We start from the raw sequence: 24,698 nt of genomic DNA on the forward strand, positions 1-24,698 counted from the left end.
CGCAAGCGCGCCATACGACGCACTGCTGCAACCCGAGAAACGCCTTGCGAAAGAGCAGGTCGGGGGCCCTGAGAGGCCTGGTGAACTGGGGTACACCCCGAAGCAAATCGGTTCTCCGCAACGAGCTAGGGCGGTGCAATTTGTGTGGCACATCGGTTGCCCTACGACCGGCCTGACTAGCCTCATGCCCCGGCGTTGCGGGGAGTTCGGCACAGCGCGGCAGGCCAGAGCCACCCCTCAACAAGCGGATACTATGGGACTCTTCGGGCGCAATGCGATGACGGTAGGCCTGGACATCGGCAGCGGGCTCATCAAGCTCGTTGCCATCTCGCACTCCTCCGGCGGTCCGGTCCTCACCAAGGTCGCGTTCACCTCAGTGGTGAACGACGCCATCGTCGAGGGTGAGGTCATGGACCCCGCCATCGTGGCCGAGGCCATCAAGGGGCTGCTCGCCTCCGCCGGCATCAAGGCCAAGAAGGTCGTGACCGCGGTGGGCGGGCGGGACGTGATCATCAAGAAGATCGCTATGGACCGGATGAAGGAGGGCGAGGCGCGCGAGGTGATCCGCTGGGAAGCGGAGCAGCACGTGCCGTTCGACATGGACAACGTCGAGCTCGACTTTCAGATCTTGGACCCCGAGGGTGAAGGCCTGCAGATGACCGTCCTCCTGGTGGCCGCCAAGCGCGAGCTGGTGGAGCACAAGGTGGCGCTGCTGGCCGACGTCGGGCTCGAGGCCAGCGTCATCGATGTGGATGCCTTCGCGCTCCACAACGCCTTCGAGGTCAACTATCCCGAGGCCATGCACGGCGTCGTCGGCCTGGTCAACATCGGCCACGAAACCACCAACATCAACATCCTGGACGACGGCGTGCCGGTGCTCACCCGGGACATCCCGGTCGGCACCCGCCGCTTCAAGGAAGATCTCCAGCGCGAGCGCGGTCTGTCCGCCGAAGAGGCCGACAAGCTGCTGCAAGGCGTCGAGTCGAGCGAGGTGCTCGATCCGTTCCTCGAGTCCCGTGGCGAAGAGCTGGCGGTCGGCGTCGAGCGGGCCGCCGCCTTCCTGCAGTCCGCCAGCAGGTCGGCGGGCGGGATCTCCCGGATCTTCACCACCGGCGGCGGTGCCCGCATCCCCCGGTTGAACAAGGTCCTGTCGGACCGTCTCAAGATCCCGGTCCAGCTGGCCAATCCGATCGAGAAGCTGCAGGTGGCCGACGGGGTGTTCGACCTGTTGCCCGTCGACGAGGTCGCCCCGCTGCTGATGCTCCCGATTGGTCTCGCGCTGCGCAGCGCGGCGTAAACCCGAGCCCCGGACGTCATCACCGATGATCACCGTCAATCTCCGCCCGAACCTCAAGCGCAAGCGCGCCGGCTCGCCCTTCCAGGGGGCGCTGCAGGGCGTCCGCGGTCTGGGTGGCAAGATCAAGGACCCCTTGCTACTGGTGGCCGTGGCGAGCTGGGTCGTCGTGCTGGGCTGGCTGGGCTTCGCGATCCTGGGCACCACGCGCGAGCTCAGCGCTTTGGAGCCGCAGCTCGAGGCCACCCGGGCCGAGCACCGGCGCTTCAAGTCCTTTCTGGCGGAGAAGCGGCACCAGGAGACCATTCGGGACTCCCTGGTCGCCCAGATCGGCGTCATCCGCCAGGTGGATGGCGATCGCTACGTCTGGTCCCATGTGCTCGACGAAGTGACCCGGGCGCTGCCGGCCTACACCTGGCTCATCACGGTGGGTATGGCGAGCACACCCGCCACTCCGGCGCCGGCCCCGGCCGATACGACCAAGAACGCTCCCCCGCTGCCCACCATGATGCAGTTCGAGGTCAACGGGCGCACGGTCGACATCCAGGCGTATACCCGGTTCCTCCGGCAGCTCGAGGCTTCGCCCTGGATCACCGACGTCACGCCGGTGTCGGCGCAGACGGTCGTGGAAAAGGAGCGGCCGCTCACGGCGTTCGTCATCCGGGCCAGCTACAGACAGGCGGACTCGGCATACATCCGGACCGTTCCCCTCAGCAATTCGGTGAGGTAGGCACTCCATGGCATCCCTGTCGTCACAGAAATCCGGGCCCGTGCTGGTCGTGCTGCTCGCGGGCCTGGTGGGGTACATCGCATACACCGGCACGCTGATCCAGAACCTCGGCGTATCCGGCGTGACCGCCCGTCAGGGTCGGGTTGCCGCCATGCGCGACACCATCGCGCAATTGACCGCGGCCACCGACAGCGCCAAGAAGGAGCTGGTCCGCGGCACGGTCGAGGATCTCCGCAAGCGGCTGGACACGTATCGCGGCAGCCTCTCGCTCCTCCGGCGCCTGGTGCCCGAGCGGAACGAGGTGCCCAACCTGCTCGATGACATCTCCAGCCGGAGCAAGATCCGGGGCGTCACCCTGTCGCAGGTGGTTCCGCTGCCAGTCGAGCCGGGGCCGGCGCCGTTCGACACCTACAAGTACAACATGTCGGTCATCGGTCATTACGATCACATCGGCGAGTTCCTGGCCGACGTCGCCAGCCTGCAGCGGATCATCGTGCCCTACGACCTGACCGTCAACGTGGCCAACGCGGCCGCGGCCAAGGCGCTGGGAGACACCTCCGGTTCGCTGCTCGAGGCCAAGTTCCAGATCCGTACGTACGTCAAATCTTCGAGTCCGGAGGGAGAGGCCAGTGGCACCTAACGCTCTGCTCAGGTTCGCCCTGCTCGGCGCGCTGACGCTCGGCGGCTGCTCCCGTGGGCAGCAGGGCGACGACACGGCTGCCCAGGGCCGGTCGACTCTCGCCGCCACCACCGCGGTGAGCGTCCACCAGCCGGACAGCTCCAAGGCCCCGGCCGCGCCGGCTTCCTCGCCGGTCCCGGATTCGATCGCCCGAATGGCCGACGCCGAAGCGATGATGGCCGACTCGGCCCAGAAGGCGCGCGAGATCGAGGTGATGCGGGAGACCTTCGCCTACGCCGGAGGCACCCGTGACCCGTTCAACTCGCTGCTGATCGTCGACAAGAACGGCCCCGAGGTCGCCGACTGCGACCTGGTGGGCGTCTATCTGGATCTCCGCACGCCGTCGAACAGTATGGTGGTGCTGCGGGAGAAGGTCTCCGCCAAGCGGCACAAGCTGCGGGTGGGTGACCAGTTGAGCCGGGCGCGGCTGGTGCAGATCCGGCCCCGGGATGCTGTGTTCATGATTCAGGACTTCGGATTCGAGCGCCAGGAAACTCTCTCGCTGCGCAAGCAGGAGGTCGAGACACCATGACGGGCATGTATCGCTTCGGGCTCATCGCCACGGTGGCTTTCGCCGCGGTCTCTCCGCTCCGGGCAGACGAGCCCGCCAACGGCGAGGTCACGGCCGTGAGCCTCGCGCCGGCCGCCGGCAAGGCCGAGGTGGTGATCGGGATTCATGGCGCCGTCCAGGTGCGCGACTTCATGCTCACCGATCCCGACCGCCTCGTGCTGGATGTGGTAGGGGCGCGGCTCAATCAGACGGCTGCGGCACTCTACGACGGGGTCACGCGCGGCGGGGTGCGCAACCTTCGCTATTCCCAGTTCCGGCCGGACGTCGTCCGGATCGTGCTCGAGCTGGACGGGGCCAAGACCTACAAGATCGACCGCAGCGCCGAAGCCATCCGGGTGAACTTCGGCCCCGCGCCGTCGTTCCAGGCCTGGACTTCGGAGGACGAGGGCGCGGCCCTGGCAACTGACGAAGCTCCGGCCCCGGCCCCCGCGGCGGCGGCGCCCACCCGTAAGCCCGAGGTTCGGGTGAACAGCGCCCCGATCCTCACCCGCGCCGAGGAGCCACGGATCACGGTCAACTGGGATCGGGCGAGCATCGCCGACGTGGTCTCCGGGTTCGCCGCCTTCAGCGGGCGCACCATCATCCTGGGCAAGGACATCAAGGGCGAGGTCAACGCCGAAATCAAGAATCAGCCCTGGCCCCAGGCGTTCCAGGCCATCCTGGCCACGCAGGGCCTCTCGGCCCAGGAGATGGCCGGCGGCATCATCCGGGTCGACTCGCCCACGGCGCTGGCGGCGCTCGACTCGCTCGAGCCGCTCGAGACCAGCATCGTTCGGATCAACTATGCCCAGGCCAGCTCGCTGTCCAAGACGGTGGAGAGCATCCTCACCAAGAACCGGGGCCGCGTCGTCGCGGATACCGGCTCCAACGCGCTGATCCTGACCGACACCCGGAGCCGCATCGCCAGCATCAGCGACTTCGTGCGGGGGCTCGATGTACGCACCCCGCAGCTCTCCATCCAGGCCAAGATCATCTTCGTCGATCGCACCGACGTCGAGCAGCTCGGCCTCCGGTACGACCTGGGCAACCGCAACCAGTTCTTCAACAAGCTGGTGCAGCATCCCGACCCGTTCAATCCGACCAAGCTGCTCGACCGGAACATCAACGTCATCGATCTGGGCGGCAACTCGGTCTCGGCCATCGGCAATGCCGACGCCACCATCACCGCGTCCGCACTCGACCTGGTCTTCTCCACCAGCATCGGCGGCTTCTCTCTGACCAGCTTCCTGAGCGCGTTGGAGAAGAGCGAGCTGGCCGACATCCAGGCCGAGCCGGTCATCTCCACCCTGGACAACCGTCAGGCGGACATCCTCGTTGGTGAGGAGACACCGGTTCGCGTCATCGACGCGTCGGCCGGTACCGGCGGCAACGCCCGCGCCAACGTGCAGTTCAAGGAGACCGGTATCCGGCTCACCGTCACGCCGCACGTGACCAACAACCGCCAGGTTCTGATGCAGCTACACACCGAGCGGTCGGCCATCCAGCCGCTCGCGGCGGCGGACCTCGGCTTCATCTTCCAGAAGCAGAAGGCCGACAACCAGCTCCTGGTCGAGGACGGCGAGACGGCGGTTATCGGCGGCCTCACGGTCACCACGGTCACCAAGAACCGGTCCGGGATCCCGCTGCTGAGTGGGCTGCCCATCATCGGGAAGCTCTTCTCCTTCTCCGATGAGCAGGAAAACCGGCGCGACCTCATTATCTTGGTCACACCCCGGATCACCGACGACGGCGTCTCGGAGCAGTAACCGCGCGGCGCGGCCGCTCCAGCACCACGACGGGAACGAGCCCGGCGCAGGCCGGGCTCGTTCGTTTTCCTCCATCCCCCGGGCGCGAAGCGAGGCCCGCGTGAGCTTCCGATTCTCCACCGCCGGCGAATCCCACGGCAGGGGGTTGATCGCCCTGGTCGAGGGGCTGCCCGCGGGCCTGCCGGTGTCGGCCGAGTGGGTCGATCGCGACCTGCTCCGGCGGATGCAGGGCTACGGTCGCGGGGCCCGGATGAAGATCGAGCGCGACCACGTCGAGTGGATCGCGGGCGTTCGCGCGGGGGAAACGCTCGGCTCGCCGGTGGCGATGCTCATCCCGAACCGGGATTGGGGAAACTGGCAGGATGTCATGGCCCACGAAGCCACGGCTGAGCCGGGCGAGCTCCGCCGCCGCCGGGTGACCCGCCCCCGGCCTGGCCACGCGGACCTGGTCGGGGTGCTCAAATACGACCGGGTCGATGCCCGCGACATCCTGGAGCGTGCCAGCGCCCGGGAGACGACCGCCCGGGTGGCGGCCGGGGCCCTCGCCCGCAGGCTGCTGGACGAGTTCGGGGTCGAAATCGGCAGTCACGTCGTCTCCCTGGGAGGCATCACGGCCACTCCGCCGGCCGAGTTGCCGGTGCCGCTCAACGAGGCGGCGGACCGATCCGAAGTCCGGGTGCTCGACCCCGCGGTCGAGGCCGCAATCATCGCCCGGATCGACCAGGCCAAGAAGGCGGGCGACACCCTCGGCGGGGAGGTCGAGGTCATCGCCCGCGGCGTGGTGGTCGGGCTCGGCAGTCACGTGAGCTGGGACCGGAAGCTGGATGGCCGGCTGGCCGCCATGCTGATGTCCATCCCGGCGGTGAAGGCGGTGGAGGTCGGGATGGGCGTCGAGGCGGCCCGGCGCCCTGGATCCGAGGTCCACGATCCGATCGATCCCTCGGGCCATGCTCCGCCTCGTGGTGGCGATGCCCGGGGTGGCTTTCGCCGCCGCTCCAACAATGCCGGCGGCCTGGAGGGCGGGATCACCACCGGAGAGCCCGTCGTCCTTCGGGTGGCCATGAAGCCGATCTCCACCCTCATGTCGCCGCTCCCTACCGTGGATCTCACCTCCGGCCAGCCGGCCAGTGCCCAGAGCGAGCGCTCGGACGTGACCGCCGTGCCGGCGATGGGCGTCATCGCCGAGGCGCTGGTGGCCGTCGTGCTGGCCGACGCCATGCTGGAGAAGTTCGGAGGAGACTCGCTGGCCGAGATGCGGCGCAATTTCGCCGGGTACGTCGGCGCGCTGGGGTCGCGCTGGGCGGCCCTGCGTGAAGCGGTGGAGGGCTGATGTCCCGTCACCTGATACTGGTCGGGCTTCCCGGGAGCGGGAAGAGCACCGTCGGCAAGCTGGTGGCCGATGGTCTGAACGCGCCCCTGATCGACGTCGACAGCCTGCTGATCCGGGAGATGGGCATGCCGGTGGCCCAGATCTTCGGGATGGTCGGAGAGCCGAGGTTCCGCAAGATGGAGCACGACGCGGTGCTGGCGGCACTCCATGCCTCGCCCGCGGTGGTGGTGCCCGGGGCCGGGTGGGCGGCGCAGCCGGGGCAGCTCGAGCAAGCCCGGCGGGTTGCTACCATTATCTATCTCAAGTGTACCGCCACCGTGGCCTCCCGGCGGAGCGGGCAGAGCGAGGCTCGGCCGCTGCTCGAGGGGGGCGATCCGCTGGAACGGATGCGGGAGCTGCTCAAGGTCCGGGAACCGTTCTACCGTCTCGCCGATTATGAGGTCGCGGCGGAGAGCGGTGCCCCGGCCACGGTGGCCGAAGGGGTGATCCGCGTGGCGACGGGCTCCGCGGGGTGGTCCCGGGCAATCCTCTCCAAGTAATTGCCACTAATAGTGTTACATTGCTATCACGGGGCCCCGGCCCGGTCTGGGCGGTTGCCAAGGCCGGGCCGGACGGATTTCTTGCTACTCCCGTGGTTGACCTTTCGATGACCCCAGTGGCTACAGTGGAGACATGGCGACAAGACCGAAGCGAACCGTAAAACCCGCTAAGAAGGCCAAGCCCGCGGCAGCGAAGCCGGCGGCAACGAAGCCGGCGGCAGCGAAGCCGGCCGAAGCGAAAGCCCCGGCGGCGAAGTCCGCGGCGGTCAAGCCGGCGGCCCGCAAGCCGAAGGCCGGGACCCCCCGGGGCAGTGCCCGGGGGGAGGGGAGCGCGTTGGTAATAGTCGAGTCGCCCACCAAGGCCAAGACGATCGGGAAGTACCTGGGCGCGGGTTACGACGTGAAGGCCACCGTGGGGCACCTGAGAGACCTGCCCACCCGCGAGCTCGGGGTGGACGTGGAGCGCGGGTTCGAGCCGAAGTACGTCACCATCAAGGGGAAGACCAAGACCCTATCGGAGCTCAAGAAGGCCGCCAAGGGCGCGTCCACTATCTATCTGGCCACCGACCCCGACCGGGAGGGCGAGGCCATCGCCTGGCACGTGGCCGACCAGCTCAAGTCCACCGTGCCGACCCACCGGGTGCTGTTTCACGAGATCACCAAGGACGCAATCCAGGAAGCGATGCGCGCCCCCGGCGAGATCGACGACCGCAAGGTGAACGCCCAGCAGGCGCGCCGAATCCTCGACCGGCTGGTGGGCTACAAGGCGAGCCCGATCCTCTGGCGCAGCATCAAGACGGGACTGTCCGCCGGGCGGGTCCAGACGGTGGCGCTCCGGCTCATCGTCGAGCGGGAGCGCGCCATCCGCGCCTTCACTCCGCAGGAGTACTGGAGCATCGAGGCGCTCTGCGCCAAGGGCGGCCAGACCTTCGAGGCGGCACTCGCCAAAGTCGGCGGCCACAAGCCGCAGCTGCATTCGGCGGCGGACGCCCAGGCGGTGGTGGATGTGGTGCGGCCGATGCCGTTCGTGGTCACCAAGGTCGAGAAGCGCCACAGGAAGAAGAACCCCGCGGCCCCCTTCACCACCAGCACGCTGCAGCAGGAGGCGGCCAAGAAGCTGGGCTTCTCCTCCCGGCGCACTATGCGGGCGGCGCAGGACCTGTACGAGGGCATGGACGTCGGCGAGGACGGGCCGGTCGGTCTCGTCACCTACATGCGGACCGACTCCGTGCGGGTCTCCGACGCGGCCATCGCCTCGGTGCGGGACTTCATCGGGCGCAGCTACGCCAAGCCATATCTGCCCGAGTCACCCAACTCGTACAGCTCCAAGAAGAACGCCCGGGTACAGGACGCCCACGAGGCCGTCCGTCCGACCGACGTGAACCGCCGGCCGGAGCAGGTCCAGCGCTACCTGGAGCCCGACCAGTTCCGGCTCTACCAGCTCATCTGGCAGCGCTTCGTGGCCTCGCAGATGACGCCGGCGGTCTACGACATGACTATCGTGGACTTCGATCTGGGCCAGTACCTCTTCCGGGCGACCGGATCGGTGCTGGTGTTCGACGGATATCACGTGCTGTACACCGAGGGCCGGGAGAAAGAGGAGGGCAAGACGATGGACGATCTGCCCCCCATCCCGCAGCTCGCCGTGGGCGACCGGGTCGAGGTGCGGGAGATCACGCCGTCGCAACACTTTACCGAGCCACCCCCGCGGTTCTCCGAGGCCAGCCTGGTGAAGGAGCTGGAGCGGCTCGGCATCGGCCGGCCTTCGACCTACAGCGCCATCATCTCGACGCTATCAGCCCGGGAGTACGTGAAGGTGGAGCAGCGGCGCTTCTTCCCCACCGAGCTGGGTGAGCTGGTGGAGAAGATCATGGTCGGCAAGTTCCCCGGCATCTTCAACGTCGAGTTCACCTCCGAGATGGAGACCGAGCTGGACCGGATCGAGGACGGGGAGCTCCTCTGGCAGGGCGTGCTGACCGACTTCTACAGTCCGTTCAGCAAGGCGCTCGAGGCCGTGGACTTGAACGCGCTGGTGGCCGACGCGCACGGGCTGGTGCCGGAAGAGCTGGCCAAGGAGCGCTGCCCCAAGTGCGGCTCCCCGATCGAGCTCAAGACCGGCCGGTTCGGACCTTACCTGGCCTGCGTCAAGTACAAGGACACCTGCGACTACGTGAAGTCGCTCCGGAAGGGGCGGGCCCCCGACCGGCCGACCGACGAGAAGTGTCATCTGTGCGGCTCGCCGATGGTCATCAAGACCGGGCGGTTCGGCGAGTTTCTGGCGTGCACCACCTATCCCGCATGCAAGGGAACCCGGGCCATCCCGCTCGGGATCAAGTGCCCCAAGTGCCTCGAGGGCGACCTTGCCGAGCGCCGCACCAAGCGGGGCAAGTCATTCTGGGGCTGCGTGCGTTACCCCGCGTGCGACTTCTCGACCTGGAATAAGCCGGTCCCGGACACCTGCGCCGAATGCGGCTGGGTGGGCATGGAGAAGAAGTTCAGCAAGACCGAGGGCGAGAGCCGGACCTGCCTCAAGTGCGGCAACAAGATCATCATCGCCGAGCCCGAGGAGGTGGCGCTGGCGTGAGCGCCGCCGTCGCCACCGTCGTCGGCGGAGGGCTCGCCGGCTCGGAGGCGGCCTGGGCGCTGGCCGAGCGTGGCGTCCGGGTCACGCTCTACGAGATGCGGCCGGTGGTCCCCACGCCGGCTCACCACACCGACCGGCTGGCCGAGCTGGTCTGCAGCAACTCCTTCAAGTCCGTCGACCTCACCAACGCGCATGGCCTGCTCAAGGCCGAGCTGCGGGCGCTCGGCAGTCTGCTGCTGCCGTGCGCCGATGAGGCGCGGGTGCCGGGAGGGACGGCGCTCGCGGTCGATCGGGAGGTCTTCTCCCGATCGGTGCACGATCGGGTGACCGCTCATCCCGCCATCACCGTGCTGCGCGAGGAGGTGACGTCGCTGCCGTCGCCCGGTGTCGTGGCCACCGGTCCGCTCACCTCGGAGCGCTTGAGCGCCGCGCTGGCTCTACGGCTCGGCTCGGCGGCGCTGGCCTTCTACGACGCGATCGCTCCGGTGGTGGCGGACGACTCGCTGGATCACGACCGGCTCTACCCGCTCTCCCGCTACGGCAAGGGCGAGGGAGACGACTACCTCAACGCCCCGATGGATGCGCCGGCATACGACCGATTCATCGACGCGCTGCTCGAGGCCGACCAGCACCAGGGGCACGACTTCGATGCGGTCCCCTATTTCGAGGGGTGTCTGCCGGTGGAGGAGATGGCGCGGCGCGGCCGGGAAACGCTCCGCTTCGGTCCGATGAAGCCGGTGGGTCTGCCGGATCCGCGCACCGGACGCGAGCCCCACGCGGTGGTGCAGCTGCGCCGGGAGGATCGGGCCGGCCAGATGTGGAATCTGGTGGGCTTCCAGACCCGGCTCAGGATTCCGGAGCAGCAGCGGGTGTTCCGGATGATCCCGGGGCTGGAGTCGGCGGAGTACCTCCGGTTCGGCAGCATCCATCGGAACTCCTATGTCAACAGTCCGGCCAGCCTGGGGCCCGCGCTCACCGCCTGCGACGACGATGCCCTCTTCTTCGCCGGCCAGCTCACCGGGGTGGAGGGCTATACCGAGTCGCTCGGCACCGGGCTCCTGGCGGGCATCAACCTGGCCCGGCGGCTCTCCGGGAGCCCCGCGGCCGTGCCGCCGCCGACCACCATGCTGGGCGGCCTCTATCGCTACCTGCGCGAGGCCGATCCACGGCACTTCCAGCCGATGAACGCCAACTTCGGCCTGCTCGATCCGCTGCCCGGCAAGGTGAAGAAGGAGCGCAAGAAGGACCTGCTGGTGGAGCGGGCGCAGGCGGACTTCGCGGCCTGGCAGAGGACGTTGTGACGCACCCCCTACACCCCCACATCGCCGAGTTCCTCACCTATCTCGACAAGCAGCGCGGCCAGTCCCCCCACACGGTCAAGGCCTACCGCCGCGACCTCGAGGCGTTCACCAGCTTCTGCGACCGGCATTACGCCGGCTCCTGGACCTGGAGCACCGTCGACCGGCTCGGGCTCCGCGGCTTCCTGGGCGAGCTGCAGCGGCAGGGGCTGGCCAAGCGCAGCGCGGCGCGCGCGCTGTCGGCGGTACGGAGCTTCTACCGCTTCCTCCAGGAAAACCACGGCGTTTCCAACGGGGTGGCCCGCGCCGGAAAGGTGCCGAAGCTGGACAAGCGGCTGCCGGCCTACCTGGACCGGGAGCAGACCGGCCGCCTCTTCGAGTGGGCCGAAGCGCGCGCGGCCGGAGACGAATTCGGCCCCACCCGCGATCTGGCGATCCTGGAGCTGTTCTACTCGACCGGCATCCGCCTCTCCGAGCTGAACGGCATGAACCTGGAGGACCTCGATCTCCTCTCCGATCAGGCCAAGGTCCGCGGCAAGGGGCGGAAGGAGCGCATCGTGCCGGTCGGCTCGCGGGCGGTGTCGGCGCTCCGCCGCTATCTTAACCACCGGGAAGCCGCGGCAGCCCGGCCGGGCAGCGACCGCCGGGCGGTGTTCCTGAGCGCACGGGGCAAACGGCTGGCGCCGCGCGGCATACAGCGGCTGATGCACGCGATGTTCGACGCGGTGGGAGGGGACGGACTCCGGGTCCACTCGCTGCGGCACACCTTCGCCACCCACATGCTCGATGCCGGCGCCGATCTTCGGTCGGTGCAGGAGCTGCTGGGCCACGCATCGCTCAGCACCACGCAGGTATACACGCACACCAGCGTCGAGCGCCTCAAGAAGGTGTACAACCAGGCGCATCCGCGGGCGTAAGGGGAAGGTGGGGCAGGGTGAGGCAGGGTAGGCAGGGTGGGGCAGGGGAATGGAGCGTGGGGAGACGACGGCTCCGTGCGGAATCACAAGGAGGAGTTCGGCGTGACGCAGTTCCACGGTACCACCATTCTCGCTGTCCGCAGGGACGGCCGCGTCGCGCTCGGCGGCGACGGCCAGGTCAGCATCGGCGACACGGTGATGAAGGCCAAGTCGACCAAGGTGCGGACCCTGAAGGGCGGCAAGGTGTTGGCGGGCTTCGCCGGGTCGGTGGCCGATGCGCTCACCCTGTACGAGAAGTTCGAGGAGAAGCTGGATCGCTACCCCGCCAACCTCCCCCGGGCCGCCGTCGAGCTGGCCAAGGACTGGCGGAGCGACCGCGTGCTCCGGCGGCTGGAAGCGCTACTGGTGGTGGCCGATCTGGAGCACGCCTTCCTGCTGAGCGGCTCCGGGGAGCTGATCGAGCCCGACGACGGTATCGTGGCCGTCGGCTCGGGCGGGAACTACGCCCTGGCCGCCGCGCGGGCGCTGCTTCCGGTCGGCGGGCTCAGCGCCCGCGACGTGGTGCAGCGCTCGCTCGAGATCGCGGCCGACATCTGCGTCTTCACCAACCGGCACATCACCATTCTGGAGCTGCCGGGCGAGAAGTGATATGACCGACCTTGCCACCGACGTGTCCGTGCCCGAGACCGGCGAGCCCGCAGCGCCGCTCCCCTGGCTGGAGGAGATGCCGCCCCGGCAGATCGTGGCGGAGCTGGATCGCTACATCGTGGGACAGGAGGCCGCCAAGAAGGCGGTCGCCATCGCGGTGCGGAACCGCTGGCGGCGGGCCCAGGCGCCCGACGACATCCGGGACGAGATCACCCCGTACAACATCATCATGATCGGCCCCACCGGCGTGGGAAAGACCGAGGTCGCCCGCCGGCTGGCCCGTTTGAGCGGGGCCCCCTTCATCAAGGTCGAGGCGTCGAAGTTCACCGAGGTGGGGTACGTCGGCCGGGACGCGGAATCGATGGTGCGGGACCTGGTGGATTCCGCCATCAACATGGTGCGGACCGAGCGGGAAGACGAGGTCTATCCCCAGGCGGAGCGGCGGGCGGATGAGCGGCTGCTCGATCTGCTGCTCCCGGCCGCACCGCCGCCCATGAAGCCCGACGGCGGTGGCGCGGCCGTGAGCCCTGTGTTCGTGGTCGGCTCCAGTGGCCAGGCCCGCCCCGAGCGCGCCGCCACGGCCGAGGAGGAGCGGCGGCAGCGCTCCCGCGAGAAGCTGCGCGAGATGCTGGCCGACGGCCGGCTGGACGACCGCGAGGTGGAGATCGAGGTGGTGCCCCAGAACTTCCCCATGATGGACCTGATCCAGCCGCCCCAGGGGATGGAGGGCCCGGACATCAACTTCACCGAGATGCTCCAGGAGATGTTGCCCAAGCGGAAGAAGCGGCGCACGGTGAAGGTGCCCGAGGCCCGGCGGGTGATGATCGACGAGGAGCTCAAGAAGCTGGTCGATATGGACGACGTCGTGAACGAGGCGCTCGACCGGGTGGAGAACCACGGGATCATCTTCATCGACGAGATCGACAAGATCGCGGGCGACCGGGGCCAGGCCGGCGGGCCGGACGTGTCGCGCGAGGGGGTGCAGCGCGATCTCCTGCCGATCGTGGAGGGCTCCACCGTACAGACCCGCTACGGCTACGTCCGGAGCGACCACATCCTGTTCATCGCCGCCGGGGCGTTCCACGTGTCCAAGCCCTCGGATCTCATCCCCGAGCTGCAGGGCCGCTTCCCCATCCGGGTGGAGCTGCTGCCGCTCACCGAGCAGGACTTCATCCGGATCATGACCGAGCCGGAGAACGCCCTCACCCGCCAGTACCAGGCGCTGGTGGCGGCGGAAGGCGCGGAGCTCGCGTTCACCTCGGACGGGATCGCGGAAGTGGCCCGCGTGGCGTTCATGGCCAACGACCGGATGGAAAACATCGGCGCGCGGCGCCTCCACACGGTGATGTCGGCGCTGATGGAGGAGGTGCTGTTCGAGCTGCCGGACTATCCGGACAAGAAGATCGTGTTCGACGCGGAGACGGTGCGGGAGCGGCTGGCGAAGATCATCAACGACGACGACCTCAGGCGGTATATCCTCTAGCGGCAAGCGGTTCCACGACATATAGTAGCAAACACCAGAACCAGCCGGTTTCAGGGTAGGGGGAGTTTCCCACTCCCCACCGAGGCCTCACGTGGGTGCCACCGTGATGGACCAGGTTGATCGCCTGCGGGCCGCGCTCGCGGACCGTTATGAGCTCGATCGGGAGATCGGGTCCGGGGGCATGGCCCATGTTTACCTTGCCCACGACCGGCAGCACGACCGCGACGTGGCGATCAAGGTCCTCCGGCCCGAGCTCGCCGCGGCGATCGGCAGTGAGCGGTTCCTCCGTGAGATCCACATCGCGGCCCACCTCCAGCACCCCCACATCCTCCCGCTCTACGACTCGGGCACGGCCGATGGGCTGCTCTACTACGTCATGCCCTACGTCACGGGGGAGACCCTGCGGCAACGAATCAGGCGGGAGAAGCAGCTCCCGCTGGCGGACGCTCTCCAGATCACGCGGGAAGTCGCCGAGGCGCTGAGCTGTGCCCACGCCCAAGGTGTGGTCCACCGCGACATTAAGCCGGCCAACATTCTGCTGAGCGGAGCGCACGCGCTGGTCGCGGATTTCGGGATCGGAAAGGTCATCTCGGAAGCGGATGAGGATGCCCTGACGGCGACCGGGATGGCGATCGGCACGCCGGAGTACATGAGTCCGGAGCAGGGGAGCGGCGATCACGGCGTGGACGCCCGCAGCGACATCTACTCTCTCGGTTGCGTGCTCTACGAGATGTTGGCGGGAGAGCCCCCCTTCAACGGCAGGACGGCGCAAACTATCCTCGCCCGCCACCGGCACGATACCCCGGCGCCACTGCGAACCGTCAGACCGACCGTGTCACCGGAGCTGGAAGCTGTCGTGGCGACCGCACTGGCTAAGGTCCCGGCCGACCGTTTCACCAACGCGCTGAGGCTGACCGAGGCGCTGAATGCGACGACCGGCACGAGACCCGTATCTGAACCTGGGCGGTTGCGCAGGCCGCGCTCGCTCCGGGGCGCGGCGGCTCTCGGAATCGCAGTAGCGGTGGTGCTGGCTGTCTGGCGGGTAGGACCGAAATGGAGCGGGGGGGGAGACCCGAACAAGGTGATGGTCTTCCCGGTGGTCGATCACCGCCCCGGCAGTCAGGATAACCATGCCGGCGAAGAGATCGCGATCCTGATCGGCAGCGCATTGGAGCACACCGAGCCGCTCAAGTGGATCGATGGCTGGACCTTGCTCGACGAGCGCCAGCGGCAGGATGCCAGACTGTTGACAGCGCGCGCGGCGAGAGCACTGAGCTCCCGGCAACAGGCTGCCTACTATCTCGAGGGCTCGATTGCCGGTATCGGCGACTCGGTCACCGTCACTCTGCGCCTGCACGATACCCGAGGCGACTCCCTGGTTGGGCAAACCAGCGTCTCCGGGGTCGTGGAGCGTGTCCCGCTGCCTCAAATCGGGCTTCGTGCCGTCGGTGCACTCCTGCCATCGCTCCTCCAGCCTGGCGCGTCGGTTGATTCGACTGCACTCGCCGCCCTTGCGGATCGGCAGCCGGCAGCGATCGCGAGCTGGCTGCAGGGCGAGCGCGAATATCGGCGATCGCGCTTCGGTGCCGCGCTCGGGTATTTCGATCGCGCGGTGCAGGCTGACTCCGCCTTGGCCCCGGCTGCCCTGCGCGGAGCCGAGGCGGCGGATTGGGCTCGACAGCCGGCCAAGGCGGACTCCTTGGTGACCGCTGCCTTGGCACACGCGACCTTGTTGCCCACTCGGTATGCCCAACTTGCCTACGGGATGAAAAACTACTTCGCGGGCGATGCCGATTCCGCGGTCTTCCATTTCCAACGGGCGCTGGTGGGGGACACCACCTGGAGCGAGGCCTGGATGCGCCTCGGTGAGACGTACTATCACCTGGTTCCGCGAGGGTGGGCGCTCGACTCCTCCGCCGAGGCAGCGTTCGTCCGGGCGCAGCGGTTGGACCGATCCTTTACACCACCCCTGTTGCATCTCGCCGAGATCGCGCTCCGGAAGGGACGCGTCAATGAAGCCCAACGGCTGGTCGACGGGTTCCGCAGAGCCGGCCCTGACAGTACGATGTCCCGCCACCTCCAGCTCATGATGGACTGCGTTCGGAATGGATCCGGGCGGGTGAACTGGGAAGCTGCAGCCCGGGAGGATCCTGCGGCAGCGCTGGAGTCCGGGAGGGTGCTGTCGGCTGCCGGTGCGTCACTGGACTGTGCCATCGGTGCGTTCCGAGCGGTCCTGCGGTCGCCGGGTGCCGAATCCCGCGTGAAATGGGGTGGTCTGCTGGGGGTAAACCATGTGCTCATGGCCGAGCACCACTACGACGCGGCGAAGGGCCTGTTGGACTCCGCGGTCGCTGGTGGTCTTCCGGCGGCGATGGGCCTGTACGTGCTGGACGCGACCGTGGGCACGGGAATGGAGCAGAAGGCTGCCGGCGTCATCGCCTCCCTGGAAGGGACGTACGATTCGATGACGACCGATCGCCTCTGGTATCATGGGATCTGGCAGGCCCACCTCGGCGACAGCACAAAGTTGGCAGCCGTCACGCGGGCCCTGCGGAACATCGCCGCCCGAAGCGGCGCGAAACGCGATAGCGTCGTGGCCGAAATGATGACGGCGCGGCTCTCCCTGCTCCGGGCGGACACGGCAGCCGCGATGGCGACGCTGCAACGCCTCACGCCGGCCGCTACCCCATCCGATATCGGTTGGGGTGTGTGGGAGTCCCTCCCCAGCGAACGGCTCGAGCTCGGCCGCCTGCTTCTCGCCCGCGGCCACAACGAGGAGGCGCTCCGGGTCGCTGATGGCTTCGATCATCAGGCTTCCCTCGTGTATCTCCTCTATCTACCGGCGAGCCTCGGACTTCGCATCGAGGCGGCGGAGCACATGGGGCGGCACGAGTTAGTGTCCCGGCTCAAGGCGCGGCTCGCAACGCTGGAGCACGCGCCCTGAGCGCACTGGTCACGGAAGTGCCACTGGAGAGGAGGGTGCATGCCGAAGAAATTCAAAACCAGGGTGCAGGACTTCAAGGACGTGTCGGACGATCTGGAGATGGTGGAGCAGTATCTCGTCCAGCTTGACATGCTGATCCAGAGCATAGACTGGACGGCGCTCTTCGCCGACTACCCCGATCCCGGCGGAGGGCTGCCACCTCCCAACGTGCCCAAGTGGCCACCATGAGGCAGTCGGCTAAGGTCATCGCTCGCGGATGGACGCGAAACGGGCTGAGGCTGTCGGCCGTCCTGGTGTGGGCGGGGCCCTGGGCCTGGCCGGTCCCGTTCTCGGTCGGCGACCAGGTGATCCTGCCCACCACGCTTCCCGGCACCGGTGACGCAGTGGTGGTGGTGCAAGGCGGCGTCACCGGTGGCTGCGTCTATGACTTACTGAGGAAGGGCCGGGGCACCATCACCTTCGGGCAGCTCGTGCCGGGAGCCGGGTGCTCCTCGGAGGTCATTCTCTTCGCGCAAGGCCGCGCGATGCGCGCCACCCAGCCGCTTTGGACCACGGCGGACGACCAGGTGACGCTCCTCTCGCCCCCGACTCGCCCGCGGGTAGAGTTCAACATGGTCCTGGTCGCGCCCGGTGACCTGGCGGCGCAACAGGCTGGGCGGGACACGCTGCGGGCCATCAGCGTATTCAACCGCAATCGGGTCGGCCTCAGCTTCCGCACCACCAGCGTGACTCCATCCAGCGCGCTGGCCTCCGCTCAGAAAACCATGATCGGCGACCGTTGCGATGCGACGGCCCTGGCCAACCTGGCCACGGCCGGTACACCGCTGTACGACTCGAAGCGCCTGAATGTCTACTTTGTTCCCGGTACTCCCGGGGGATTCCGCGGCCGGAACTGCTTCACAGTGGGATTCCCGAACGTCATCTATATCTCGATTGCCGGCGACTCGCCCGGGACACTGGCCCACGAGTTCGGGCATGCGCTCGCGCTCCAGGACTCGCCCGGTCATAGCAACGGGCATACCGGCGTCATGTCTACACCCAAAATCCAGGGATTCGTCTATCAGAACCTCATGTGGACCGGCCTCTACGACCAGGAGGCACTCGCTCAGCGGCACTTCTCCATCGGGCAGGCGTATCGCATGAACATGGACAAGACCTCCTGGGTGATTCGGGTGGGTCTTGTGCCGGGGAGAGTTGGCCGGACATGTCATCCGAGCGTTGCCGAGGACAGTATCCCATGTCCGAAGCTCGCCCTGGACACCACCGCGGCACTGCCATGAGTCAGGCACTGGCGGGCGTGCTGTGTCTGCTGCTTATCTCGGGGTGTGTCGACGAGCAGAAAACCAAAGTCGCCGGACCCGACGTCCGGGCGGTGATCGATCCCTGGCTCCTATGCCAGGAGTGTACCGACGGGGAGCTCGACTCGCTCACGGCTCTCGGAAAGCTGGTCCCCGAAACGGTTGAAAGCCTGAGCACTGACCTGCTGGCCGGTCCCGCCCCCACCCGCCTGGCGAACATCAAGCAGCAGCTCGAGGAGAGCTTCAGCGAGGACACTGCCTACGAGAACTCCAACGGGGGAACCCCGACGATGTCCTCGGCCGACTACGTCCAGCTCTACGCGGGCAACTATGTCGCCGTGTACCGCGCTCGTGCCGCGGTGGGCCTGGCAGGGATCGGTGGTGGCCGCGCGGGGGCCGCGCTGGATTCGGCGATCGCGGGCCAGGTGCGTCCCCCATCAGAGCCACTGCGGCCGGACGTGCAGAGGGCCGCGGAAGCTGCAAAGGACACGCTCTATCAGTGACGCGCCAGGTTTTGCCGGGCTCACCCTCGGGCGGGCCGGAGCAGCTGTGCCATTGCCCCCGCACTCCCCGGCCGCTCGGCCGGCTCCTTGGCCAGTGCGGCGAAGACCGCGTGCTCCACATGGTCCGGCAGCCCCGGCCGCAGCGCCCTCATCGACCTTGGCCGATCCGCCAGATGTCTCGCGATCACCGCCTGCGCGGTCGCCCCGGTAAACGGCAGCTCCCCGGTCAGCATCTCATACACGACGCATCCCAGCGCGTAGATGTCGCACGCCGGGCTCAGGTCCTCCTCCGCCATCCCCTGCTCCGGACTCATGTAGGCCGGCGTCCCGATCACCAGGCCGCTGGAGGAGAGCGGTTCCATTGCTGCCCGGTTGATGGCGCGGGCCAGCCCGAAGTCACACACCAGCGCCCGGTCACCATCGAGGAGCACGTTCTCCGGCTTGATGTCCCGGTGGAGAACGTTCTGCCCGTGCGCGTAGTCGAGGGCCTCCGCGATGTCCGCCGAGATAGAGAGCACCGCCGCCATGGGCAACCGGCCTTCCCGGTCCAGTCGTGCCCGAAGAGTCTCCCCTGGCGCGTAGGGCATGACGAGATATAGCAGCGCCCCCGCTTCGTCCGATTCGAGCACGGGCACGATCCGCTCATGCCGCAGGCGGCTCAGGATCTCGATCTCGCGGTGGAATCGCTCGGGTCCCAGCGCCATGGCGAACTGGGGGTGCAGAACCTTGACCGCGACCGGTCGGTCGTCATCGGCTCTGACCGCCAGAAAGACCGTGGCCATTCCCCCGCGGCCGAGCTCCCGCTCGACCCGGTAGCGCCCCGCGAGGGCCGCGCCGAGCGTGATCGAGACGTTCTTCATGTGAGCGATAACCTATGGCTTGGCCGCGCCTCGGCAATGGAGGGACTCCGCTTGCCCCCTCCCCCCCGCCCGACTACAATCCCCTCCCGACCAGACCACCCGGCCTCCTCATCGACGGGTCTATGAGCCCCACCCGCCACTTCCTCTCGATCCCCGACTTCACCTGCCCCGAGCTCATCGCCCTGTTCGACCTCGCCGAGCGGATGAAACGCGGGGAGTACACCGAGCGACCGCTGGTCGGCAAGACGCTGGGCATGATCTTCGCCAAGAGCTCCACCCGCACCCGGGTCTCCTTCGAGGTGGGCGCCTTCCAGCTCGGCGGCCACGCCCTCTTCCTCTCCGCCCGCGACATCCAGCTCGGCCGGGGCGAGCCGATCCGCGACACCGCACGGGTGCTCTCGCGCTATCTCGACGGGATCATGATCCGCACCTTCGATCATGCCGATGTCGTCGAGCTGGCCCGCTACTCCAGCATCCCCGTGATCAACGGCCTCACCGATCTGCTCCACCCCTGCCAGGTCCTGGCCGACCTGCTCACCGTGCGGGAGAGCCTGGGCGGCTGGGAAGGCAAGGTGGTGGCCTGGGTGGGCGACGGGAACAACATGGCCAACAGCTGGGTCAACGCCGCCGGCACGCTCGGCTTCGAGCTCCGGCTCGCCTGCCCCGAGCGGTACACACCCAACGCCGACATCCTGCGCCGGAACCAGGCCAAGGCCAGGATCTCGCTCACCGGTGACCCGCGTGAGGCGGTCCGCGGCGCCCACGTGGTGACCACCGACGTCTGGGCCTCGATGGGTCAGGAGGAGGAGCAGGAGATCCGGGTCCAGGCGTTCCAGGGCTACATCGTAGACGGCAGCCTGATGCGCCTGGCCGCGCCCGATGCCATCTTCCTCCATTGCCTCCCCGCGCACCGAGGCGAGGAGGTGTCGGAGGACGTCTTCGAGGGCCCCCAGTCCCGGGTCTGGGATGAGGCCGAGAACCGCCTGCACGTGCAGAAAGCGCTGATGGCCACGCTGATGAGGTGACGATGGGAACCGCCGCCACGCTGCAACGCACCCCGCTCTACGACATCCACCGCCAGCTCGGCGCCAAGATGGTGCCGTATGCCGGCTGGGAGATGCCGGTGCAATACCCCACGGGCATCCTCGCCGAGCACCACGCGGTGCGCACCGGCGCCGGGATCTTCGATGTCTCCCACATGGGTGAGTTCGAGATCACCGGCCCCGACCGGAACGCCTTCGTCAACCGGATCACCACCAACGACGTGTCGGTGCTGTCGCCCGGCCAGGTCCAGTATTCGGCGCTGCTCACCAACCAGGGCACCTTCGTCGACGACTGCACCGTCTACCGGTTCGACGACAAGCTGATGATCGTGGTGAACGCCTCCAACACCGCCCCGGCCTGGGAGCACATCGTCTCCCATAAAGGCGGTGCCAACGTGCGGCTCAAGGACATCTCGGCCGAAGTCGGGCTCCTGGCCGTCCAGGGCCCCCGCGCGGCCGAGCTGCTGCAGCCCCTGGCCGACGCGCCGCTCTCCGACGTGGCGTACTACCACTTCACCTCCGGCCGGGTGGCCGGCGCCCAGTGCTTCATCTCCCGCACCGGCTACACCGGCGAGGACGGCTTCGAGCTCTACTGCCGGGACCGCGACACGCCGGTGCTCTGGCAGGCGATCACCGCCGCCGGGGCCCAGCCGATCGGGCTCGGCGCCCGCGACTCCCTCCGGCTGGAGATGGGGTACGCCCTCTACGGCAACGAGATCGACGACACCATCACGCCGCTGGAGGCAGGGCTCGGCTGGATCGTGAAGCTGGAGAAGGGCGCCCCGTTCATCGGCGATGGCGCGCTTCGCTCGCAGCGGCAGCGGGGAGTCACCCGCAAGCTGGTGGGCTTCGAGCTCAAGGGTCGCGGATTTCCCCGGCCGGGGTATCCGGTGCACTACGAGGGCCGCGAGGTCGATTTCGTCCGGAGCGGCACCATGAGCCCCTCGCTGGGCGTGGGGATCGGGACGACCTATCTGCCGGCGGCGGCGGCCAAGCCGGGCACCCGGTTCGAGGTGGAGTGCCGGGGCGAGCGGCTGCCGGCGGAAGTCGTCACCCGGCCCTTCTGGAAAAAGGGATCGGCCCGGAAGGCGTCGTGACGATCCGCGTTGCCGTCCTCACCATCTCCGACGCCGGCAGCCGGGGCGAGCGCGCCGACACGTCGGGCGACGCGGTGGTGGCCTGGGCCGGCGAGCGCGGCTACACCATCGCGGCCCGCGAGCTGGTGCCGGACGAGACCGGGCGCATTGCCGGAGTGCTCGCGGCCTGGGCCGATCAGGACCGGGCCGACCTGATTCTCACCACCGGCGGCACCGGACTCACCGCCCGGGACGTCACCCCCGAAGCGACCCGCGCCGTGCTCGACAAGGAGGCGCCCGGCGTGAGCGAGGCGCTCCGGATGACCGCCTACCCGCGCTTTCCCCGCGCGGCCCTCTCCCGCGGCATCGCGGGCGTCCGGGGCCGCGCCTTCATCGTCAATCTGCCCGGCAGCACCAGCGGCGTGCGCGACGGTCTCGATGTGCTGGAGGACCTGGTCGAGCACGCCGTCGAGCTGGTGCGCGGGGCGCGGACCGGGCACTAGGGCTAAATCGGTCCAGCGACCGCCACCGGCGCCAGGTGCCCGCTATTTGTGGTGCCGTCCCCCCCTTGGCCAAAGGCGTCGTCCCCCCAGCAGTACGCCCGGTTGGCGGTGGTGACCCCGCACGCGAAACCGGCTCCGGCCGTGACCAGATGCAGGCTCAGGCCGCCGGCCACCGCCGTCGGCACCCGGCGCCAGTCTGTCGTTCCGGTGCCCAGCTGGCCGATCGAGTTCACGCCCCAGCAGAAGCCCCGCTCGGCGAGTGTCACCCCGCAGGTGTAGCTGTCGCCCGCGATGACGTGGTCGTACCGGCGGTTGCCGAAGACAAGGGTGGGTGTCTGCCGGTTCGTTTTGGTGCCGTCGCCCAGTTCTCCCACGCTGTTGAGGCCCCAGCAGTATGCCCGGTTATCGGTGGTCACACCGCAGCTGTGCCAGTGCCCCGCGTCGATCTTGCTGAAGAGGAGCCCGCCCGACACCGGGAACGGCGAGAGCCGCCGAACGGCGCCGACGCTTCCCAGAGCACCCAACGAGCTCGTGCCCCAGCAGTAGGCGTGGTTGTCGGTGGTCACGCCGCAGGTGTGGCTGAAGCCGCCGCTCACCAGGCTCCAATGGAGCCCACCAGCCACCCGTACCGGCACCGGATGGCTGTCGGTGGTGCCGTCGCCCAGCTCTCCATCGCCATTGTATCCCCAGCAGAAGGCCACATCGGCCTTAGTGATGGCACAGGTGTGGTTGTCCGCGGCGCGCACCTGGCGGAAGAGCCGCGTACCGGCCACCGCCACCGGCACCACGCTGGACGAGGAAGGGGCGCCGGTGCCGAGCTGGCCTTCGAAATTCCTGCCCCAGCAGTAGGCCTTGTTGTCCGTGGTGATGCCGCAGGTGTGCCTGTCGCCGGCGCTCACGTGGTTGAAACGCAGAACCCCCGCGACCGCCACCGGCCGGCTGCTGCACGGATAGGTGTTGCAGATCTCCCCGTTCCACGGGTCGGTATCGCCGTCCCCCAGCTCGCCCCACTCGTTTAAGCCCCAGCAGTACGCCCGGTCGTCGGTGGTGACACCGCAGGCATGGCCCCCGCCCGCGCTCACCTGGCGGAACGACAGCGGCTGGGCCGCGGTAGCCAGCGCCGGCCTGGATTCAGGGGCAGTGGGCGACTCGGTGTCCTCCCCGCAGCCGGCCGCGAGCGCCAGGAGAACGACGGCGAGCAGGAGAGCCAAGGGGGATGCGCTGCGACTGGTGTGCGGCATGGTGGACTCCTGCGTCAAGGAGCGCTTCGGCTATCCCAACTGATTCCAGCTCACGGCCCCACCACAGCTACCGGCGCAAGGCGAACGTTGCCACTGCTGCCGTCGCCGAGCTGCCCCGAGTCATTGAACCCCCAGCAGTAGCCCCGCGACCCGGTGGTGACCCCACAGGTGCTGTACCCGACCAGCGACGTATTCACCGAGCCGAAATGGAGCCCACCGGCCACCGCCCTCGGCGTGAGTCGCTGCGTGGTCGTACCATCGCCCAGCCGGCCGAAGCCGTTATAGCCCCAGCAGTACGCCAGTTTCCCGGTGGTCACCCCGCAGGTGTACTCGTTCCCGGCGCTCACCCCGCCGAACAGGAGACCGCCGGCCACCGCGGTGGGCGTCGAATGGCGGGTCGTCGTTCCGTCTCCCAGGGCGCCATGGCGGTTCCATCCCCAGCAGTACGCCTTGCTGTCGCTCACGCCGCAACTCTGGAACTGCCCGGTGGTCAACTGCTGAAAGAGCAAGCCCGTCTTCACCGCCACCGGGGTGAGTCGCTGCGTGGTGGTCCCGTCACCCAGTTGGCCGTACGGGTTGTTCCCCCAGCAATAGGTCTTGCCTCCGGCGGCGGAGGCACAGGTGTGGGAGACGCCGGCCAGCACTCGGCGGAGCAGCAATCCGCCCGCCACCTTCACCGGCTTGAGCGGCCCGTGGGTAGTGCCATCGCCCAACTGGCCATAGGTGTTGTCGCCCCAGCAGAACGCCACGTCCGCATAGGTGACCGCGCAGGTGTGGGTGTGTCCGGCGCGGAGCTGCCGGAAGTGGCGGCCGCCGGCCACCGGAACCGGGTTCTGGCGAATGGTTCTGCTGCCGTCGCCCAGCTGGGCCAGCCGGTTGTTTCCCCAGCAATAGGCCAGGTCGTCCGTGGTCAGGCCGCAGGTATGGTAGGTGCCGGCGCTCACCAGCCGGAAGCTGAGGCCACCCCCTACCGCGACCGGCTTGTCGCTGAAGTCGGTCACCTGGGACGTGCTGCCGTTATTGACGCCCCAGCAGTAGGCCCGGTTGTCGGTGGTCACCCCGCAGGCGTGGTTGGTTCCCATGCTTACCTGGAGGAACGACAGCGGCGTGGCCGTTGTGCTGAGTGTGGGCACGGACTCGGGCGATGTGGGCGACTGCACGTCCTCCCCGCAGCCGGGCAAGCCCGCCAGCAGGGCCGCGGCGAGCAGGGGAGGGAAGCGGGATGGGCTCAGACAGGTGCGCGGCATGGCGGGTTCCTCGGCCGAGTTGAGCTTCATGAGTCGTACGGGCCGGTCAAGTGGAAGTCAAGCGCACCCCCCCTGCCACTCGATTAGTTTGTCCCCCATGGCAGCCCAGATCCTGATCACCATGGATGACCTCTCGACCGCCGTCCCCCTGAACGCGGCGTTCGA

21 protein-coding genes and 1 pseudogene are annotated in these 24,698 nt (G+C 68.3%); 19 read left to right on the forward strand and 3 right to left on the reverse strand.

Going from position 1 to position 24,698, the window contains the following annotated elements:
- Positions 1-253 precede the first annotated feature (253 nt).
- The 16 genes and pseudogenes from pilM to VHR41_16515 all read left to right on the forward strand — a co-directional run bounded on the left by pilM (position 254) and on the right by VHR41_16515 (position 18,563).
- Positions 254-1,297: a type IV pilus assembly protein PilM gene (pilM, locus tag VHR41_16440; GenBank protein ID HEX3235788.1), complete on the forward strand. Its 1,044-nt coding sequence runs from the start codon at positions 254-256 to the stop codon at positions 1,295-1,297.
- 25 nt (positions 1,298-1,322) lie between these two features.
- Positions 1,323-2,024: a PilN domain-containing protein gene (locus VHR41_16445; GenBank protein ID HEX3235789.1), complete on the forward strand. Its 702-nt coding sequence runs from the start codon at positions 1,323-1,325 to the stop codon at positions 2,022-2,024.
- Positions 2,025-2,031: 7 nt separating this feature from the next.
- Positions 2,032-2,664 (forward strand): type 4a pilus biogenesis protein PilO, encoded by a 633-nt coding sequence (pilO, locus tag VHR41_16450; protein ID HEX3235790.1) that lies wholly within the window; start codon positions 2,032-2,034, stop codon positions 2,662-2,664.
- The gene (locus VHR41_16455; GenBank protein HEX3235791.1) at positions 2,654-3,235 is read left to right on the forward strand and encodes a hypothetical protein; all 582 of its coding nucleotides are present in this window, start codon (positions 2,654-2,656) and stop codon (positions 3,233-3,235) included. Before pilO ends, VHR41_16455 begins: the two co-directional genes overlap by 11 nt.
- Positions 3,232-5,019 (forward strand): AMIN domain-containing protein, encoded by a 1,788-nt coding sequence (locus VHR41_16460; protein HEX3235792.1) that lies wholly within the window; start codon positions 3,232-3,234, stop codon positions 5,017-5,019. Before VHR41_16455 ends, VHR41_16460 begins: the two co-directional genes overlap by 4 nt.
- A 100-nt stretch (positions 5,020-5,119) precedes the next feature.
- Entirely contained in the window at positions 5,120-6,349 is a 1,230-nt protein-coding gene (aroC, locus tag VHR41_16465; GenBank protein HEX3235793.1) for a chorismate synthase, read from the forward strand.
- On the forward strand, positions 6,349-6,888 hold the full coding sequence (locus VHR41_16470; GenBank protein HEX3235794.1) for a shikimate kinase: 540 nt from the start codon (positions 6,349-6,351) through the stop codon (positions 6,886-6,888). The genes aroC and VHR41_16470 overlap by 1 nt, the downstream gene beginning before the upstream one ends.
- A 133-nt stretch (positions 6,889-7,021) precedes the next feature.
- The gene (gene topA / locus VHR41_16475; protein HEX3235795.1) at positions 7,022-9,472 is read left to right on the forward strand and encodes a type I DNA topoisomerase; all 2,451 of its coding nucleotides are present in this window, start codon (positions 7,022-7,024) and stop codon (positions 9,470-9,472) included.
- A complete protein-coding gene (trmFO, locus tag VHR41_16480) occupies positions 9,469-10,773 on the forward strand; it encodes a methylenetetrahydrofolate--tRNA-(uracil(54)-C(5))-methyltransferase (FADH(2)-oxidizing) TrmFO (protein ID HEX3235796.1) in 1,305 nt (434 codons plus the stop codon). Before topA ends, trmFO begins: the two co-directional genes overlap by 4 nt.
- Before the next feature lie 32 nt (positions 10,774-10,805).
- Positions 10,806-11,687 (forward strand): annotated as a pseudogene (locus tag VHR41_16485) (tyrosine recombinase XerC).
- Between the two features lie 75 nt (positions 11,688-11,762).
- Positions 11,763-12,335: an ATP-dependent protease subunit HslV gene (gene hslV / locus VHR41_16490; protein HEX3235797.1), complete on the forward strand. Its 573-nt coding sequence runs from the start codon at positions 11,763-11,765 to the stop codon at positions 12,333-12,335.
- Position 12,336: 1 nt separating this feature from the next.
- Entirely contained in the window at positions 12,337-13,818 is a 1,482-nt protein-coding gene (gene hslU / locus VHR41_16495) for an ATP-dependent protease ATPase subunit HslU (GenBank protein HEX3235798.1), read from the forward strand.
- Positions 13,819-13,909: 91 nt separating this feature from the next.
- Complete coding sequence (locus tag VHR41_16500) at positions 13,910-16,762, forward strand: serine/threonine-protein kinase (GenBank protein HEX3235799.1); 2,853 nt, start codon at positions 13,910-13,912, stop codon at positions 16,760-16,762.
- A gap of 39 nt (positions 16,763-16,801) precedes the next feature.
- Positions 16,802-16,990, forward strand: coding sequence for a hypothetical protein (locus VHR41_16505; protein HEX3235800.1), 189 nt, complete (start codon positions 16,802-16,804; stop codon positions 16,988-16,990).
- A complete protein-coding gene (locus tag VHR41_16510) occupies positions 16,987-18,042 on the forward strand; it encodes a hypothetical protein (protein HEX3235801.1) in 1,056 nt (351 codons plus the stop codon). Before VHR41_16505 ends, VHR41_16510 begins: the two co-directional genes overlap by 4 nt.
- A complete protein-coding gene (locus tag VHR41_16515) occupies positions 18,039-18,563 on the forward strand; it encodes a hypothetical protein (GenBank protein ID HEX3235802.1) in 525 nt (174 codons plus the stop codon). The genes VHR41_16510 and VHR41_16515 overlap by 4 nt, the downstream gene beginning before the upstream one ends.
- A gap of 20 nt (positions 18,564-18,583) precedes the next feature.
- On the opposite strand, the gene VHR41_16520 is transcribed toward VHR41_16515, so the two are convergent.
- The gene (locus VHR41_16520) at positions 18,584-19,423 is read right to left on the reverse strand and encodes a serine/threonine-protein kinase (GenBank protein ID HEX3235803.1); all 840 of its coding nucleotides are present in this window, start codon (positions 19,421-19,423) and stop codon (positions 18,584-18,586) included.
- Positions 19,424-19,545: 122 nt separating this feature from the next.
- Between VHR41_16520 and argF the strand changes: the two genes are divergently transcribed.
- The 3 genes from argF to VHR41_16535 are packed head-to-tail and all read left to right on the forward strand — an operon-like array spanning position 19,546 to position 22,045.
- Complete coding sequence (gene argF / locus VHR41_16525; GenBank protein ID HEX3235804.1) at positions 19,546-20,448, forward strand: ornithine carbamoyltransferase; 903 nt, start codon at positions 19,546-19,548, stop codon at positions 20,446-20,448.
- 2 nt (positions 20,449-20,450) lie between these two features.
- The gene (gcvT, locus tag VHR41_16530) at positions 20,451-21,563 is read left to right on the forward strand and encodes a glycine cleavage system aminomethyltransferase GcvT (protein HEX3235805.1); all 1,113 of its coding nucleotides are present in this window, start codon (positions 20,451-20,453) and stop codon (positions 21,561-21,563) included.
- Positions 21,560-22,045: a MogA/MoaB family molybdenum cofactor biosynthesis protein gene (locus VHR41_16535; GenBank protein ID HEX3235806.1), complete on the forward strand. Its 486-nt coding sequence runs from the start codon at positions 21,560-21,562 to the stop codon at positions 22,043-22,045. The genes gcvT and VHR41_16535 overlap by 4 nt, the downstream gene beginning before the upstream one ends.
- Positions 22,046-22,047: 2 nt before the next feature.
- On the opposite strand, the gene VHR41_16540 is transcribed toward VHR41_16535, so the two are convergent.
- Both VHR41_16540 and VHR41_16545 read right to left on the reverse strand, forming a co-directional pair.
- The gene (locus VHR41_16540; protein ID HEX3235807.1) at positions 22,048-23,286 is read right to left on the reverse strand and encodes a hypothetical protein; all 1,239 of its coding nucleotides are present in this window, start codon (positions 23,284-23,286) and stop codon (positions 22,048-22,050) included.
- A 50-nt stretch (positions 23,287-23,336) separates the two neighbouring features.
- Entirely contained in the window at positions 23,337-24,533 is a 1,197-nt protein-coding gene (locus VHR41_16545; protein ID HEX3235808.1) for a hypothetical protein, read from the reverse strand.
- Positions 24,534-24,698 lie beyond the last annotated feature (165 nt).

This window comes from Gemmatimonadales bacterium (assembly GCA_036265815.1).
In the GTDB taxonomy this organism is placed as follows: domain Bacteria; phylum Gemmatimonadota; class Gemmatimonadetes; order Gemmatimonadales; family GWC2-71-9; genus CAVVWJ01.

Bases quoted from the DNA above. Each gene is read 5' to 3' on its own strand.
- argF (HEX3235804.1), top strand. From the start codon at position 19,546: ATGAGCCCCACCCGCCACTTCCTCTCGATCCCCGACTTCACCTGCCCC.
- pilM (HEX3235788.1), top strand. From the start codon at position 254: ATGGGACTCTTCGGGCGCAATGCGATGACGGTAGGCCTGGACATCGGC.
- VHR41_16515 (HEX3235802.1), top strand. From the start codon at position 18,039: ATGAGTCAGGCACTGGCGGGCGTGCTGTGTCTGCTGCTTATCTCGGGG.
- VHR41_16545 (HEX3235808.1), bottom strand. From the start codon at position 24,533: ATGCCGCGCACCTGTCTGAGCCCATCCCGCTTCCCTCCCCTGCTCGCC.
- pilO (HEX3235790.1), top strand. From the start codon at position 2,032: ATGGCATCCCTGTCGTCACAGAAATCCGGGCCCGTGCTGGTCGTGCTG.
- VHR41_16505 (HEX3235800.1), top strand. From the start codon at position 16,802: ATGCCGAAGAAATTCAAAACCAGGGTGCAGGACTTCAAGGACGTGTCG.
- topA (HEX3235795.1), top strand. From the start codon at position 7,022: ATGGCGACAAGACCGAAGCGAACCGTAAAACCCGCTAAGAAGGCCAAG.
- VHR41_16520 (HEX3235803.1), bottom strand. From the start codon at position 19,423: ATGAAGAACGTCTCGATCACGCTCGGCGCGGCCCTCGCGGGGCGCTAC.
- VHR41_16540 (HEX3235807.1), bottom strand. From the start codon at position 23,286: ATGCCGCACACCAGTCGCAGCGCATCCCCCTTGGCTCTCCTGCTCGCC.
- hslU (HEX3235798.1), top strand. From the start codon at position 12,337: ATGACCGACCTTGCCACCGACGTGTCCGTGCCCGAGACCGGCGAGCCC.
- VHR41_16445 (HEX3235789.1), top strand. From the start codon at position 1,323: ATGATCACCGTCAATCTCCGCCCGAACCTCAAGCGCAAGCGCGCCGGC.
- VHR41_16470 (HEX3235794.1), top strand. From the start codon at position 6,349: ATGTCCCGTCACCTGATACTGGTCGGGCTTCCCGGGAGCGGGAAGAGC.
- gcvT (HEX3235805.1), top strand. From the start codon at position 20,451: ATGGGAACCGCCGCCACGCTGCAACGCACCCCGCTCTACGACATCCAC.
- VHR41_16510 (HEX3235801.1), top strand. From the start codon at position 16,987: ATGAGGCAGTCGGCTAAGGTCATCGCTCGCGGATGGACGCGAAACGGG.
- VHR41_16460 (HEX3235792.1), top strand. From the start codon at position 3,232: ATGACGGGCATGTATCGCTTCGGGCTCATCGCCACGGTGGCTTTCGCC.